The sequence below is a fragment of the Flavobacterium sp. GW823-FHT06G12 genome (genome assembly GCF_058794775.1).
This window is the reverse complement of the sequence record NZ_JBXAHE010000006.1, coordinates 184,774-200,085: the sequence shown is the minus strand read 5'-3', so window position 1 is coordinate 200,085 and position 15,312 is coordinate 184,774. Positions and strand designations below refer to the sequence as shown.

The 15,312-nt window shown below is 32.4% G+C and carries 9 protein-coding genes; 7 read left to right on the top strand and 2 right to left on the bottom strand.

Features of this window, described 5'->3' with window-relative positions:
• Positions 1-164: 164 nt before the first annotated feature.
• On the top strand, positions 165-836 hold the full coding sequence (locus tag AC1Q5Z_RS21370) for a copper homeostasis protein CutC (RefSeq protein ID WP_343588394.1): 672 nt from the start codon (positions 165-167) through the stop codon (positions 834-836).
• A 100-nt stretch (positions 837-936) separates the two neighbouring features.
• Here the strand turns inward: AC1Q5Z_RS21370 and AC1Q5Z_RS21365 are convergent, their stop codons facing one another.
• Positions 937-3,354, bottom strand: a complete 2,418-nt coding sequence (locus AC1Q5Z_RS21365; RefSeq protein WP_343588395.1) for a TonB-dependent receptor — start codon at positions 3,352-3,354, stop codon at positions 937-939.
• Positions 3,355-3,688: 334 nt separating this feature from the next.
• Between AC1Q5Z_RS21365 and argS the strand changes: the two genes are divergently transcribed.
• From argS to AC1Q5Z_RS21345, 4 genes are all read left to right on the top strand, one after another.
• Positions 3,689-5,467, top strand: a complete 1,779-nt coding sequence (argS, locus tag AC1Q5Z_RS21360) for an arginine--tRNA ligase (protein ID WP_492446748.1) — start codon at positions 3,689-3,691, stop codon at positions 5,465-5,467.
• A gap of 441 nt (positions 5,468-5,908) precedes the next feature.
• Entirely contained in the window at positions 5,909-8,977 is a 3,069-nt protein-coding gene (locus AC1Q5Z_RS21355) for a SusC/RagA family TonB-linked outer membrane protein (protein ID WP_492446747.1), read from the top strand.
• A gap of 17 nt (positions 8,978-8,994) precedes the next feature.
• Positions 8,995-10,383 carry a SusD/RagB family nutrient-binding outer membrane lipoprotein gene (locus tag AC1Q5Z_RS21350; protein WP_343588397.1) on the top strand — a complete coding sequence of 463 codons (1,389 nt, stop codon included), beginning with the start codon at positions 8,995-8,997 and terminating at the stop codon, positions 10,381-10,383.
• Positions 10,384-10,624: 241 nt separating this feature from the next.
• Positions 10,625-11,332, top strand: coding sequence for a hypothetical protein (locus AC1Q5Z_RS21345; protein WP_198858418.1), 708 nt, complete (start codon positions 10,625-10,627; stop codon positions 11,330-11,332).
• Positions 11,333-11,405: 73 nt separating this feature from the next.
• Here AC1Q5Z_RS21345 and AC1Q5Z_RS21340 read toward each other — a convergent pair whose 3' ends face one another.
• Complete coding sequence (locus tag AC1Q5Z_RS21340) at positions 11,406-12,308, bottom strand: DUF6607 family protein (protein ID WP_286965841.1); 903 nt, start codon at positions 12,306-12,308, stop codon at positions 11,406-11,408.
• Between the two features lie 105 nt (positions 12,309-12,413).
• On the opposite strand from AC1Q5Z_RS21340, the gene AC1Q5Z_RS21335 reads away from it, so the two are divergent.
• Both AC1Q5Z_RS21335 and AC1Q5Z_RS21330 read left to right on the top strand, forming a co-directional pair.
• Complete coding sequence (locus AC1Q5Z_RS21335; RefSeq protein ID WP_343588398.1) at positions 12,414-14,480, top strand: TonB-dependent receptor plug domain-containing protein; 2,067 nt, start codon at positions 12,414-12,416, stop codon at positions 14,478-14,480.
• Between the two features lie 28 nt (positions 14,481-14,508).
• Positions 14,509-15,138 carry an HmuY family protein gene (locus AC1Q5Z_RS21330; protein WP_492446744.1) on the top strand — a complete coding sequence of 210 codons (630 nt, stop codon included), beginning with the start codon at positions 14,509-14,511 and terminating at the stop codon, positions 15,136-15,138.
• Positions 15,139-15,312 lie beyond the last annotated feature (174 nt).

The window sequence follows — 15,312 nt, the reverse complement described above, 5'->3', positions numbered from 1 at the left end:
ATTTTGCTCAGTAGAATACAAGCGACTTGTCAGGCTGAGCGGAGTCGAAGCCCACGTTCCAATAGGAGCGCGCTTCGACTCCGCTCAGGGTGACAAAGATTGAACTTAATTGTTTTAAAGTTTGTGAGGCTGAGTGAAATAGAAGCCCTTTTAATAAAATCAAAATGAAAAAAAATCAACTAGAAATAGCTTGTTTTAATTATGAATCGGCATTGATTGCTCAAGCAAACGGTGCAGATAGAATTGAGCTATGTGAAAATATGAAACTGGGAGGAACTACTCCAAATTCTATTTTGGTAGTAAAAGTTCGCGAAAGCATAAGTATAAAAATGCATGTTATCATTAGGCCTCGTGGCGGAGATTTTGTTTATTCTGACGAAGAACTCACAGAAATGAAACAAGACATAAAACAATATAAAAAACTAGGTGTTGACGGTTTTGTTTTCGGAATTCTAAAAGAAAACGGAAAAATAAATAAAAAGCAGAATAAAGAATTGGTTCATTTAGCGCATCCGCTTTCATGTACTTTTCATCGTGCTTTTGATGTGGTTAAAAATCCAGAAAAGTCACTAGAATCTATCATAGACTGTGGTTTTAAAACCATTTTGACTTCTGGTCAAGGCGTAAGTGTCGAAGAAGGAATTCTCGCTTTAGAAAGACTTCAGGAATTGGCAGGAGACAGAATTGAGATTATGCCAGGTGGTGGTTTACGGTCTTCTAACATCAAATTGTTGCAAGAAAAATTAGATCTGACTTTTTATCATTCTTCAGCAATTACAGATAATTCTGAAACTGCAAATCCAGAAGAAATAAAAGAACTGTGTAATTTTTTATAAGTTTAATAAAACAAAAAAAGTCTGGAGGTGGCAATCTCCAGACTTTTTTTCTACAAGAAATTATTCAAAAATTATTTAAAAAAAATCTTTTTAGGTAAGATTAGAACATTCCGCCCCCACCTTTATTAGTATTATCTTCTCTTTGTTTACGCTGTAAGTTTTTGATTTTTCCTCCTCCAAAGTTGTATGTCAAACCTAAATAAACTGTTCTGCTTTCCCAAGAAAACTGACCTGTTTGAGGATAAGGATAAATTCCATCAAAAGCATATTTCATTGTCTTGAAAACATCATTAAAACGTACACTAATGTTCATTTTGTTGTCTAGCAATGTGTAACGTGAACCAATATCCATTTTGTACATTTCATGTCGATTTTGCTGAACATCTTCAACAGGTCCTCTGTAAAAACCAAATAGCAAGAAACTTAAGCGTTTTGTAGGTTTAAAGTTAGAGTTCATACGAGCGTTAAAAGCTGTAGTTGTTACGCTACGTTCAAGAGGTGAACTTGTGCTAGTTGCTGGATCAAATTCAAATACAATACCTTGTTGTTTAATGCTCGAAAAGTCGATAGACGGTTGAATATCCCACCATTTTGTCAATTTATAATTTAACGAAACATCAAAACCATAAGCACTATTGTGATCATAATTTGTATAGCTCAAGATTTGTTTGTATCCAGACGGATCATTTGGATCTGGACTCAATGTTCTGCTTATTTGATCATTAATGCTTCTTACATAAACACCTGCAGTAACACTTCCTTTTTCAAGTGTTTTAGTATAATTAACCTCTACCGAATTTGTAAACTGAGGTCTTAATTCAGGATTTCCATATGAAGTTACTAATGGAGTTGAGAATTCACGAATTGGCTTAGTTTGCTCTATACTTGGACGGTCAACACGACGGCTATAGCTAAATTGAAGAACATTTTTTTCATTCAAATTATACGTCAAATAAGCTGATGGATATAAAGTAATATAATCATCATTAAACTTATCTTGGCCGTGGTTTAAATTAGCTTGAACTTTATAGCTCTCAAAACGAGTTCCTAATTGGTAACTGAATTTCTTGAATTTTTGACCAAAAGTCACATAAGCCGAATAAATATCAGTGTCGTAAGTGTAATTTGAAACTCTTTCGTCAACAGGAACTAAAGGATTACCAGTATTATAATCATTATTTGTTCTAGTAATTCTAGCTTCTGCACCAGCTTCAAGCGTGGTTTTGTCATTTAATGGATTTACATAATCAACATTTATCGTGCTTAATTTTCTTTGATCACCAATTTGATCGCTATAAATTACACTATTTGAAGTGTTATCAGGTCTTGTTGTATTAGTATCAAAACTTGCATTTTGGTCTGATTTCGTATCACTGTAATTACCTTCAAAATCTAAAGTATGTCCTTCTTTTTTGAAAATATGTTTGTATGCCAAATTGTAAGTTCCAGTTTTTGTTGGCCCTTTGTAAAGTGAATTTTGGTAAATGTTTAAAATATCTGGATCGCCATTGTTGTAATCGATATTAGTAATTACATTTCCGTTTCCAGTTGATTTATTTTGATTGGTATAGAAAGACAAAGTGTTTTTGTCATTAATTAAATAATCCATTCCTAACTTGTATAAGTAATTATCATTTTCGTTAGAAATTTTCAAATTTTGTTCTACATCCTGATCCAATCTTAAGATTCTACCTTTGTTATAGTACGTTCCAAAGTTTTGTCCTCCATTTCCAAAGAAGTTTACTTTTCCTGTTTTGTAGTTCAAATCAAGCGATTGATTGTATTTTGCAGTTTCTCCAAAAGTAATACCTCCGCTATAGCTTCCGTTAAAACCAGTGTTTGCACTTTTATGCAATACAATATTAATAATTCCAGACATTCCTTCTGGATTGTATTTTGCACTTGGGTTTGTAATTAACTCAATTTTTTTGATAGAAGTTGATGGAATTTGTTTCAATAATTGAGCAGGATCAATGTTCGATGGACGGCCGTCAATTAATACACGTACATTGTCATTTCCGCGAAGCGAAAGTTTTCCGTCCTGATCTACATTTACAGATGGAATATTGCTCATAATGTCAGATGCAGAAGCTCCAGCAGTTGTTAAATCTTTACCAACAGTAATTACTTTACGATCAATTTTTTGTTCAATTGTTGAACGTTCTGCAACTATATTTACACCTTTTAACTGAGTCGCTTCTTCTTCAAGAGCAACATTTACAGTTGCTGTTTTTCTATTTTCGCTTAAAATTACAGAACCAATATATTTCTTGAATCCGATATATTGAATTTCTATTGTGTAATTTTTTAAAGCAATGTTTTTAAATGAAAAGCCTCCGTTGTCATCTGTATTTACTCCAGAAACCACTTTTCCATTTTCTTTAAGCGAAACAGTTGCATAAGAAATCGGCGCATTGTTCGACTTTTCTGTAATTTTTCCAGAAACACTTCCGGTATTCTGGGCCTGTGCAGTTGCGATTATACCTAATAACGCAAACAGAAAGAATTTTAATTTCATGATTTTTTTACTGATTATTTTTTGATTTGATTGATGATGATTTTCGTTTTGTTAGTTTTTCTTTTTTGTTTTTTTCTGGCTTCAATAAAAATTGAAATCACTATGTAAGACTCTTTTGCATTTGATATGTTACAAGAAATTGAAGAAAAAAAAATATTTTTTTTCTCATAGGCTGTTTTGTAAGAGATTAGGCTTTTGATTTTTTGATAATTTTAACAATTAAAAAATGTGCTTTTTTGTCAAATCGAAACTCTTTTCTTGAATTTAATATGTTTTTGATTTTCTCTAATTGATGAATAAGCAGTATCTTTGCTCACTTAAAAAATAAGTTTACATGTCATTATCACAAATTCTTACACCTTCTATACAAAAAGCAATACAAGTATTATTTGATGTTACTGTTGATAAAATTGAGTTTCAAACTACTAGAAAAGAGTTTGAAGGAGATATTACAATGGTAATTTTCCCTTTATTGAAAGTCATCAAAATCAATCCGGCTGAATTAGGAAATAAAATTGGAAATTATCTAGTTGAGAATGTTTCTGAGGTTGCTCGCTTTAATGTAGTTTCTGGTTTCTTGAATATTGTTATTTCGGACAGTTATTATGTAAATTTCTTTAACGGAATAAAAGATCAAAAACAATTCGGATTTGTAGCTGCAAACCCAGAAGAAAAGGCAATTATGGTAGAGTATTCTTCTCCAAACACCAATAAACCTTTACACTTAGGACACGTTCGTAACAACTTGTTAGGGTATTCTGTTGCAGAAATTCTAAAAGCTTCTGGTAAAAAAGTTTATAAAACACAAATTATCAACGATCGCGGAATTCATATCTGTAAATCAATGTTAGCTTGGGAGAAATTTGGTAACGGAGAAACTCCTGAAACTTCTGGTTTAAAAGGAGATAAGCTAGTTGGTAAATATTATGTAGAGTTTGATAAAGCTTACAAAAACGAAATTAACGGTTTGGTAGAAGCTGGTAAAACTGAAGAAGAAGCAAAAAAACAAGCACCTATTATTATCGAAGCGCAAGATATGCTTAAGAAATGGGAAGCTGGCGATGAAAAAGTGATTGCTCTTTGGAAAAAAATGAACGAATGGGTTTATGAAGGTTTTGCAACAACTTACAGCAATCTTGGAGTTAATTTTGATAAATATTACTACGAAAGCAACACCTATCTTTTAGGTAAAGATGTTGTGCAAGTAGGTTTAGATAAAGGTGTTTTTGAAAAAGATCCAGACGGTTCTGTTTGGATTGATTTGACCGGCGAAGGCTTAGATCGTAAAGTTGTTTTACGTTCTGATGGAACAGCGGTTTATATGACACAAGATATCGGAACAGCAATTCAGCGTGTAAAAGATATGCCAGATGTTGGCGGAATGATTTATACGGTCGGAAATGAGCAAGATCATCACTTCAAAGTGTTATTCTTAATCTTGAAGAAATTAGGTTTTGATTGGGCTTCAAGTTTATATCACTTATCATACGGAATGGTAGATTTACCTTCTGGAAAAATGAAAAGCCGTGAAGGAACTGTTGTAGATGCTGATGATCTGATGCAGGATATGACCGATACAGCAAAACAAATTTCAGAAGATTTAGGAAAATTAGACAGCTATTCTGCCGAAGAAAAAGCAAAATTGTACAAAACGATTGGTTTAGGAGCTCTGAAATATTATATTTTAAAGATAGATCCGAAAAAACGTATTTTGTTCAACCCAGAAGAATCGGTAGATTTTGCAGGAAATACAGGTCCGTTTATTCAATATACATACGCAAGAATTCAGTCAATCATCCGTAAAGCCGATTTTGATTTTTCTAATAAAATTGAAATTGAAGAATTACATGAAAAAGAGAAAGAATTGGTAAAACAAATCGAACTTTTCCCAGAAGTAATTCAGAATGCTGCCCAAAATCATAGTCCGGCATTAATTGCTAATTATACGTACGATTTAGTAAAAGAATATAACTCTTTTTACCAATCTGTTCATATTTTAGGTGAAGTTGATTTGACGAAAAAAATATTCAGAGTGCAGCTTTCGCAAAAAGTTGCCGAAGTAATTAAATCTGCATTTCAATTGTTAGGAATTGAAGTTCCTGAAAGAATGTAAGAAAAAATAGAGTTAAAGAGTAAGAAAGCCAATAGTTTTAAACTATTGGCTTTTTTTATTGCTTTTTTGGCTTCAATGGTACAAGTCTAGTAAAATTCTGAAGTAGGTTTGCAGTGGCTTTGTAAATATTACAATGCAAGTGATAAAATTATAAGTCAATTCTTCTAATATTCATTTTTAACTATTTTGAATTAGTACGCTTTTAGTAAAGATGATAGAGATAAAAAAGAACCATCTAATTTAAGTAGATGGTTTTTATTCTTAATGACATTTCTACTTCGAGTTTTCTTCCCATAAAACTTTTCCTTTTTAAATAGCTTTACCAGTAAATCCTTATTTGTAGTATTAATATTATATTTTGTAATGTTAAAAGAAGTTTAATTCTTGTTAAAATTATTTTAATTTTTTAAGTTCGCCCTCTCTAATTAAAAAAACAAAATAATGAAACAAAAATTAAAAGGACTTATGATGCTTTTTTTCGTTCTGATTTTGCAATCGGCGATTGCTCAAGAGAAAAAAATTACAGGAAAAGTTTCAGATAATGCGGGAGTGCCTTTACCGGGTGTGAGTGTGTTGGTTAAAGGAACTAAAGTAGGATCACAAACAGATTTTGATGGTAAATATGAGATTAAGGCTTCATCAAATCAAGTGCTAGTATTTAGTTACATTGGAATGAAATCTAGTGAAATTACTGCAAGCTCCTCAGTTATTAATGTAAAAATGTTAGATGCTGGAGCTCAAGAACTCGAAAGTGTTGTAGTTACAGCTCTTGGTATTAAAAGATCTGAAAAAACTTTAGGGTATGCAGTTTCAAAAATAAACTCTGATGAGATAACAAAATCTGGTGAGCAGAATGTTTTACAAGCTTTAGCAGGAAAAGCAGCAGGAGTTCAAGTTATTGGTACAGGAGGTACTCCTGGTGCTTCAAGTAAAATTATTATCCGAGGAGTTAATACAATTTTAGGAAGTTCAGATCCTTTAATTGTTGTAGATGGAGTGCCTATTGATAATACGACAAGCCAAACAACCGCAGGTGATAATCCATTTAATGCAAATCTTTCGGGTATTAATAACTCTAATAGAGCTTTAGATATAAATCCAGAGGATATTGAAAATGTATCGGTGCTTAAAGGACCTGCTGCAGCTGCATTATATGGAGAACGCGCTGGGAATGGAGTTATAATTTATACGACCAAAAAAGGAAAAGCTGGAAAAGGACTTGGTATAGATTATACAACTTCATTGGCTATTGATAAAGTCAGCCAGTTGCCAGCAAGACAATCAAAATATGTTCAAGGAACAAGTGGCACTGCTACTGCCGTTAATCCAAATACACCTCAAAGTTGGGGGCCGTCTGCTGAACAATTAGGTATACCAATGTATGATAATGTTGGTAATTTTTTTAAGGAAGGATTAACCTTTACAAATAATATATCTTTCTACGGAGGAGATGATAAAGCAACTTATAGAGCTTCTTACGGGAATGTCACTCAAACTGGAATGATCCCAGAAACAGGATTGAAAAGAAATACGCTTAGAGTTGTGGGAGACTTAAAGTTAAGTAATAAATGGAAAACAGGTGGGAGTTTGCAATACACGCATACTACTAATACGTTAGCTCAAAACGGGAGTAACTCTTCTGGAGTTATGCTGAGTTTAATGCGTTCTGTTGGGAATTATGATTTAAGAAATTATATAGATAGTGAGGGAAATAATTTAAACTATATTTCTTCATACGACAATCCTTATTTTACAGTAAATGAAAATCCAGCAACAAGTGATGTAAATAGAGTGTTTGGTAATATGTATTTAACATATACTCCTGCAACATGGATGTCTTTAACTGCAAAAGGAGGAATAGATGCCTATTCAGACTATCGTAAACAGATTTATGCTATTTCTTCAAATGGAGATAACTTAGGAGGAATTGGAGAAGTTGCTTTCAATAACATTAATAATAAGCAATTCTATGCAGATTTTTTAGCAAATGGTTTACTTCCATTAAAATCAGAATGGTTGAAAATAAATTATACTGCAGGTCTTAATCTTCGTTCATCGCAAAATACAGATGTTTTTTCAAGAGGAAAAGAACTTGCCGTAAGAGGGCTTTATAATTTATCAAATGCTACTCAGTTGTATACTTCAAATACTGAGAGTAATATTATGTCGAGGGCTTTATTTGGGCAGTTAGAGTTTGATGTTAAAAACCAATTGTTTGTAACAGGGTCTGTTAGAAAAGAATGGTCATCAACTTATGGAACAGATGCTAATAGTGCTATATTTCCAGCAGCATCTGCTTCTTGGGTTTTATCAAATTCATTTGCTTTGCCAGAATGGACAACTTTCGCAAAAGTAACTTATGCTTATGGAGAAGTTGGTATTGCACCAGCTCCATATAGAACAATTAGTACATATTCGCAACCATTTATGACAGATGGGTTTACGGATGGATTAAGCTTTCCATACAATGGTATCAACGGAATGGCAGTTTCAGGACGTTTAGGTAATCAGCAATTAAAACCTGAAAGAGTTTTAGGCCACGAAGTTGGATTAAATACTAAATTTTTTGAAAGCCGTCTGACTTTTGATGTTAATTTATATTATAAGACTTCTAAAGATTTATTGATCGACGTGCCATTACCACAATCAAGCGGTTTTGCTGTTGTTTATCAAAATGCAGCTGAGCTTGTAAATAAAGGTATTGAAGTTGAATTTGGTTATGATGTATTTCAAAAACACAATCCTTTTCAATGGAATATCAATTTGAATTGGGCGAAAAATGAAAATAGGGTAACAGATATTGCTGGAAATCTTGATGAAATTAGTATAGAGACTGCTTTTGGATCAATAGGTTATTATGCTGTAAAAGGACAGCCATTAGGAAGTTTTTACGGTACAAAATGGCAACGAAATGCAGATGGTCAAAAAATCATTGGAACAGACGGTTTGCCAGTATTGCAAAGTGAAATAGGAAACTTAGGGAATTCTGCGCCTAAATGGACAGGCGGAATAAGAAACACTTTTACATACAAAAGGGTTACTTTATCAGGACTCTTAGATTTTAGACGCGGTGGAGTTGTGTATAACGGAACATTAGCAAGATTGCACAATTTTGGTATCTCAGAAGCTTCTGCAGATAGGGAACATTCTTATGTTATTGAAGGTGTGAAACAAGATGGTACACCAAACAATATTGCTATTACTGCAAAAAATTATTACCAAAAATATTTAGGTGATGGTGGAGGTGCTTCTGAAGAAGCAGTAACAGATGTAAATTGGGTAAGATTACGTGATGTAACATTAAGTTATGATTTTAATGTGAAAAAATTTAGCGTATTCAATTCTGCACAACTATCATTTACAGGAAGAAATTTGTGGCTAGACACAAATTATAAAGGTGTAGATCCCGAGACTAGTTTGACTGGTGCAGGATCAAGAATTAATGGATTGGATTACTTTAATAATCCAGGAAGTAAATCATTTATTATGAGTCTTAAAGTAGGCTTTTAAATTTAAAATAATTCGAAATGAAAAAATATATAACAAGTATAGTTCTAGCAACCATTGGTTTTGGTATGCTGATGAGCTGTCAATCTGAATTAGATAATTTTAATGAAAATCCTAATTCGCCTATTATAACCACTCCTAGTTTGTTATTAGCTGCGATGGAAGTTTCGACTTTTTCAACACATACAACAGGGTTAATTAGAACATCGAATATTTTTGATCAGCATCTTGCCGGTACTAGTGTTGGTCAATTAGGAGATATCCAGCGTTACATAGTTACTGAACAAGATGTAAATAACGAATGGAATACCTTGTATAGTACAACTTTGATGAATGGTTATTTATTAAACCGCGATTTTGCCATTTCACATCCTTATTACAATGGTATTGGGCAGGTGTTAACAGCTGTTAATTTAGGTTATGCGACAGATTTGTGGGGTGACGTTCCTTATGATGAAGCTTTTAGAGCAGATCAAGGAATAAAAAATCCAAAATATAATACACAACAGGAGATCTATCAAAGACTACAGACAATTTTAGACGATGCTATCGCTAATTTACAAAAGCCAGTTTCAAGTAATAGTACTGTCCCTGGTAATGATGATTATATTTTTAATGGAGATACTAAAAAATGGATTCAGATTGCCTATGTTTTAAAAGCAAGGTTTGCTTTGCGATTGACAGAAGTTGATTCTGAATCTGCTCAAAAAGCATTAGATTATATTAATAAATCGGGAATTAGTTCAAATGCGGATGACGCAAATACTTTCTTTACAGGAACATCAAATGGACTTAATCAATGGTATGCTTTTGATGTAAGTCGTCAGAACTATCTTAAAACGGGAGCTTACTTTGTAAATTCTTTAAAAGATAATGATGATCCAAGATTGTCATTCACTATTGCGCTAAATAAACCAAAATCTCCTTTGGAGCCAACTTATGTTGGTAATGTACCTGAAGATGTAGATACTGTAACGTCTTCTTACATTGGTTCGGCTTTTGCAAGCCCTTCATCAGCGATTGGAATTGTTACCTACGCAGAAGCAAAATTTATTGAAGCAGAAGCAAAATTTAGGTTAGGGCAAGATGCAAAACAACCATTTCAAGACGCAGTAGCGGCTTCAGTTCTTAAAATCACAGGAAGTGCAGTAACGTTTGATTTTTTAAATTCTGCAACTCAAACGGTAGATTTAGAGTCAATAATTCAACAAAAATATATTGCTCTTTTTTTAACTATGGAACCTTACAATGATTATAGAAGAACCGGGTTTCCTTCATTGATTCCAAATCAAAATTCTAATGTAAAACTTATTCCAGTAAGACTGCCAATACCATCGGATGAAAGACAATATAATCCGAACGCGACAGTTGTGAGTAATGTAACGAGCCATGTATGGTGGGATAAATAATAAAAAAAATCCGGAAGCTTTAAAAACTTCCGGATTTTTTTTAAAAGAATTTTCGTGTAAAAAAGTAGTAACGAGATTTGTACATGTCATTTTTATAAGTATGTTTACAGTAAGAAATAATTGGTTATTTTTCAGTTAAAAGTGCCAATAAACAAAAGAGAAAGATCGGCTAATGATCCTATAAAATAAATACGAGGAAGCCGAAAATCGCGAGAGTAGGCAAAATTTAAACCCAAAAACAATGATTAAAAAATCTTTACTTTTAATGATGCTTCTTTTTGCACTTACAGCAACAAAAGCTCAAGATTTAATTAACCCATCTTATGGATTTTCACACAGTAAAACAGCTTACATTACACTAGCAGACGGAACAGAACTTAGCGGAACTATTCGCGATATTGACAGAGAAAAAGGACTAATTGAATTTATTAAGTTACAAGACGCAGCTGGAAAAAAGCACAAACTAAAACCAGAGGATATTAAGTATATGTATTTACCACCTAGTGGACTTGATAATTTGACAAAAAAAATTGATTTTGGTACAGATTTTCAAAAATGGAACGATGATAAACTTAACCAAGAGTACTTAAAGGAAGGTTACGCATACTTTGAAACTGCTGATGTGCAAATCAAAAAGAAAAAATCAAAATTATTAATGCAACTTTTAAACCCTGCATTCAGTAAAGAATTTAAAATATATTGTGATCCACATGCAAAAGAAACTACTTCTTTAGGAGTTGGAGGTGTTAAATTTGTAGGTGGAGATGCTAAATCTTACTATGTTGCTAAAAAAGATGCACCTGCATTTTTATTAAAGAAAAAAGAATACAAAAAAGAGTTTGCAACATTGTGGAGCGGATGCGACAAATTAATTACTGCATCTTCAGCAGATCCAAAATGGACAGATTTATCAAGACACGCTGTTACCTATTCAGAGTGCGCTCAGTAATTAAATAAAACAAATAAAAAAATCCGGAAGTTTTTTAAACTTCCGGATTTCTTATTTTAACAACTAATTCTAATTACTTAACAAATTTGTCAATAATAGCATCTGATTCTGCTTTTGCAGTATCTGGTTTTAAATCAAATAATAAAGAGTAAAGTGCTTTTCTGTCTACTTTAGCTTCTAAGTTAAGATCTTTATGTCTGTCAAAAAGAGTTTGCCATTTATCACGAACGTTTTTCCAAAGAGCGTTATTTGCTACCCACCATTTTTGAGCTGCGATACATTTTACATCTGGAACTTTAGTATACACATCAAATCCTTTTTCTTGCGCCAATAAAACATCTTTTCCAGCATCGTCACGAACCAATTTATCATTGTCTTGCTCATGATTCCAACCTGTAGCAGTGATTTCGTGAATATTTCTTCTTTTTAAAACATTGTAATCGTTACGTTTTGTTTGCTCTCTTCTAGGAAGCGGTGCATCAGCAACGTTTGCCCAATAATCTTGTCCATCAACGTGAACCCATGTTGAAGATCCTTCATATCTAGGACTATCATCTACTTGATATACTTTTTGAGTCCATTGGCCTTTAACCGCTTTTTTGTCTAATTTTTTATATTTCCAAGAATTTCCTTTATCAAATGTATATAAGTCTGTGTTTTCGTAAAGCCAATCTTGTCTCCAGTGTTTGATAATCATATCGTCACTCACGATCAATAAATGCTGCATTACGATTTTGTTAGGAGTATCTTCTAATAACTCTACCCATTCTAAAGCAGATTCATGTTTCGTTTCAGAAGGTTTATAAGTAAGAGAATCTTTTGGGTATGAGAAAGTTTCAGTAAAATTGAACTTTACCTCATAACAACCACACATAGATTTAATAGATTTTATGTCTTGTTGTTTTTTATCCTGACTAAAACCAAGACTGCATGTTAAAGCCATAGCGGCTGACAAAAAAAGGTTTTTTGAAATCATAACTTATTGTTTTGTTTTTAAATTTTTCGCAAATATATAAATTTAATTTAGAACAATTAAAAATAATCATATATTTGCACCGATTATTAAGACTCAATAAAAATAATGAAAATTAAAATTACTCTTTTTGCAGTTGTGCTTTTTTGTCAAATTTCTGTTTGTCAAGAAGTTAAAAAAGATAGTGTAGAAACAAATGAATTATCGGAAGTTAAAGTTACTACTGCAACAAGAACAGAAAGAGTGCTTTCATCATTGCCTTTACCAATGACAATTATTACATCTGAAGCAATTATTAAGTCTGGTGTTACAAGATTGAATGAAATTTTAAGTGAACAAACGGGGATTATTTTGATTCCTGATGAAAGTGGTTTTGAAGGAATTCAAATGCAAGGATTAGATGCCGCATATACAATGATTTTAATTGATGGAGTACCGTTAGTAGGTAGAAGTGCTGGTGTTTTGGACCTATCAAGAGTTTCTGTTGGAAATATAGAAAGAATTGAAATTGTTAAAGGAGCTTCTTCAGCATTGTATGGTTCTGAAGCAATGGGTGGAGTAATAAATGTAATTACAAAAAGACCTAAAAAAGATACGTTTACGGGAAGTCTTTCTTATCGATATGCGACTTTTAATACTAGCGATGCTAATACCAATTTATTGTGGAAAAAGAAGAAGTTCTCGGCTAATCTTTTTGCTAATTTTTATTCTACAGATGGTTATGATTTAGATAAAAGTACACCTTTAAAAAATGTAGAGCCATTTTATAATTTTACTATTCAGCCTAAGATATATTACGACTTTTCGGAGAACCTGAAGTTAATTGTAAATAACCGTTTTTATGATATGAAAATGGATAGCAGAGCGATAATAGATGCTGAAAATTATAGTGGAGATGCAAAAGAAAAAGAATGGAATTCGCAACTAAAATTAGAGCATAAATGGAGTTCGAAAGTATATTCTGAATATGAATTTTATGCTACAAATTATAAAAATGATTCCTTTTTAAAAGACGAGAATAATGTTCTTTTTGAAAGTGCTTATTATAACCAATGGTTAATTCGACCAGAGGTTAGAACGACACTTTCATTAAAAAATGATAAACTAACAGGTGGGGTTGGGGTAAGTTATGAGACTTTAGACAGAACTTATTTTGAAAAACAAGTAAACTTTAATTCACAATATGTTTATCTGCAATATGATTACAACCCAACGGAAAAATGGAATATTCTTGCTGGATTTAGGTACGATAATCATAGTGTGTATGCTTCGCAATTTAGTCCAAAATTAGCGGTCAATTTTAAGGTTAGCGAAAATTTCTCTTTAAAGTCTTCTGTAGGTTATGGATATAAAGCGCCAGATTTCCGTCAGTTGTATTTTGACTTTACAAATCCATCGGTTGGGTATACCGTTTTGGGATACAATGTTGCCGAAGATCGTTTAAATCAATTAGACGAACAGGGACAGCTTTTATCTAGAGTAGATGGAGTAAATTTTAGTGAACCATTAAAGCCAGAAAGTTCAATAAATGTGAATCTTGGAACTTTTTACAAGAAAAATAAATTAAGATTAGACGTAAATGCTTTTTATAATTCAATAGAAAATTTAATTGATACCCGTGTTGTAGCTCAAAAAACGAATGGACAGAATGTCTTCAGTTATTTTAACATTAGTAAAATTTTTACTTACGGTTTAGAATTTAATTCAACTTACGATTTCACAAAAGAATTATCGGTATCATTTGGATATCAGTTTTTAACAGCAAAAGACAAATCTGTTCTAGATAATTTCGAAAACTATCAATACGTACGTAACTCAGATTTACAAACCATTCAAATTAAAAAATCTGATTATTTTGGATTGTTTAACAGATCAAAACATACGGCCAATGTTAAGTTAGCGTACACTATACCTAAAATAAAAACAGATATCAATTTGCGTGTTTTCTATAGAAGCAAATACGGAATGTTCGATACCAATGGTAACCAGATTCTAGACAAATATGACACATTTGTCGATGGCTACTTCTTAACAAACTTATCTATATCAAAATATATCGGAGATAAATTTATGCTTCAGGCAGGAGCAAATAATTTATTTGATTTTACAGATCCATCTCAAATTAGCAATCTAGCAGGTAGACAGCTTTTTGCACGAATTCAATATAATTTTTAATCAACATTTATTTAACACCTTTCACAAAATGAAAACAAAAATTTTAAAACTTTCGCTTTTAGCATTATTTATTTCTACAGCATCTTGCAGTAGCGATGACGACAAAAATGAAGTAACACCGGTGGTAACAACAAAAGTTTCTAATGTTTATGCTCCGCAAACAGGAGGACAAGGACAACCAGTTGGTGGTGAATTTACAAAATTCAGTTTTTCTCAAAATAAAATTGTAACTGACGATAGTTGGGATATCGCTTTCCGCGGTACATCAGTTATTGTTAATGGAGGAGCAAAAATTAGCGCTACTGATACAGGAGAGCCAGAAAGAAAAGGACAAGGAGCAGTAAGTGTTGTTTCAGGTATTTTTGCAAACGTAACAGCTTTTCCAGCTGCATCTACTTTTGCTCAGGATGCTAGCGGTGCTTCTGCATTCCCTTCTTCAGGAGATAATGCTTGGTACGATTATAATGGAGCAACTCATATTATTTCTGCAAAAGCAGGAAGAGTATTTGTTATCAAAACTCATGATGGAAAATATGCAAAAGTAGAATTCTTAAGCTATTATAAAGATGCACCTGCAACACCAGACCCAAATACTGCTGTAGCAAGATATTATACTTTTAATTTTGCATACCAAGCAAATAGCACTACTACATTTTAAATAAAGAGTTAATCTCGAATATTTTTATTTTATACAGGTATTTTTAAATAAAAACATCAAAAATCTAGTTAATCATTAGCTTTGTTTTTTTTATTTTTTTTTTTGATTCAAGAGGTTAGAAATTCTAACCTCTTTTTTTTGTTCTACTTTCTTGTTAAAATTAAATAGAAACAA

Coding starts and splice junctions, on each gene's coding strand:
- AC1Q5Z_RS21350 (WP_343588397.1), top strand. CDS start 8,995: ATGAAAAAATATATAACAAGTATAGTTCTAGCAACCATTGGTTTTGGT.
- AC1Q5Z_RS21365 (WP_343588395.1), bottom strand. CDS start 3,354: ATGAAATTAAAATTCTTTCTGTTTGCGTTATTAGGTATAATCGCAACT.
- AC1Q5Z_RS21330 (WP_492446744.1), top strand. CDS start 14,509: ATGAAAACAAAAATTTTAAAACTTTCGCTTTTAGCATTATTTATTTCT.
- AC1Q5Z_RS21355 (WP_492446747.1), top strand. CDS start 5,909: ATGAAACAAAAATTAAAAGGACTTATGATGCTTTTTTTCGTTCTGATT.
- AC1Q5Z_RS21345 (WP_198858418.1), top strand. CDS start 10,625: ATGATTAAAAAATCTTTACTTTTAATGATGCTTCTTTTTGCACTTACA.
- AC1Q5Z_RS21335 (WP_343588398.1), top strand. CDS start 12,414: ATGAAAATTAAAATTACTCTTTTTGCAGTTGTGCTTTTTTGTCAAATT.
- argS (WP_492446748.1), top strand. CDS start 3,689: ATGTCATTATCACAAATTCTTACACCTTCTATACAAAAAGCAATACAA.
- AC1Q5Z_RS21370 (WP_343588394.1), top strand. CDS start 165: ATGAAAAAAAATCAACTAGAAATAGCTTGTTTTAATTATGAATCGGCA.
- AC1Q5Z_RS21340 (WP_286965841.1), bottom strand. CDS start 12,308: ATGATTTCAAAAAACCTTTTTTTGTCAGCCGCTATGGCTTTAACATGC.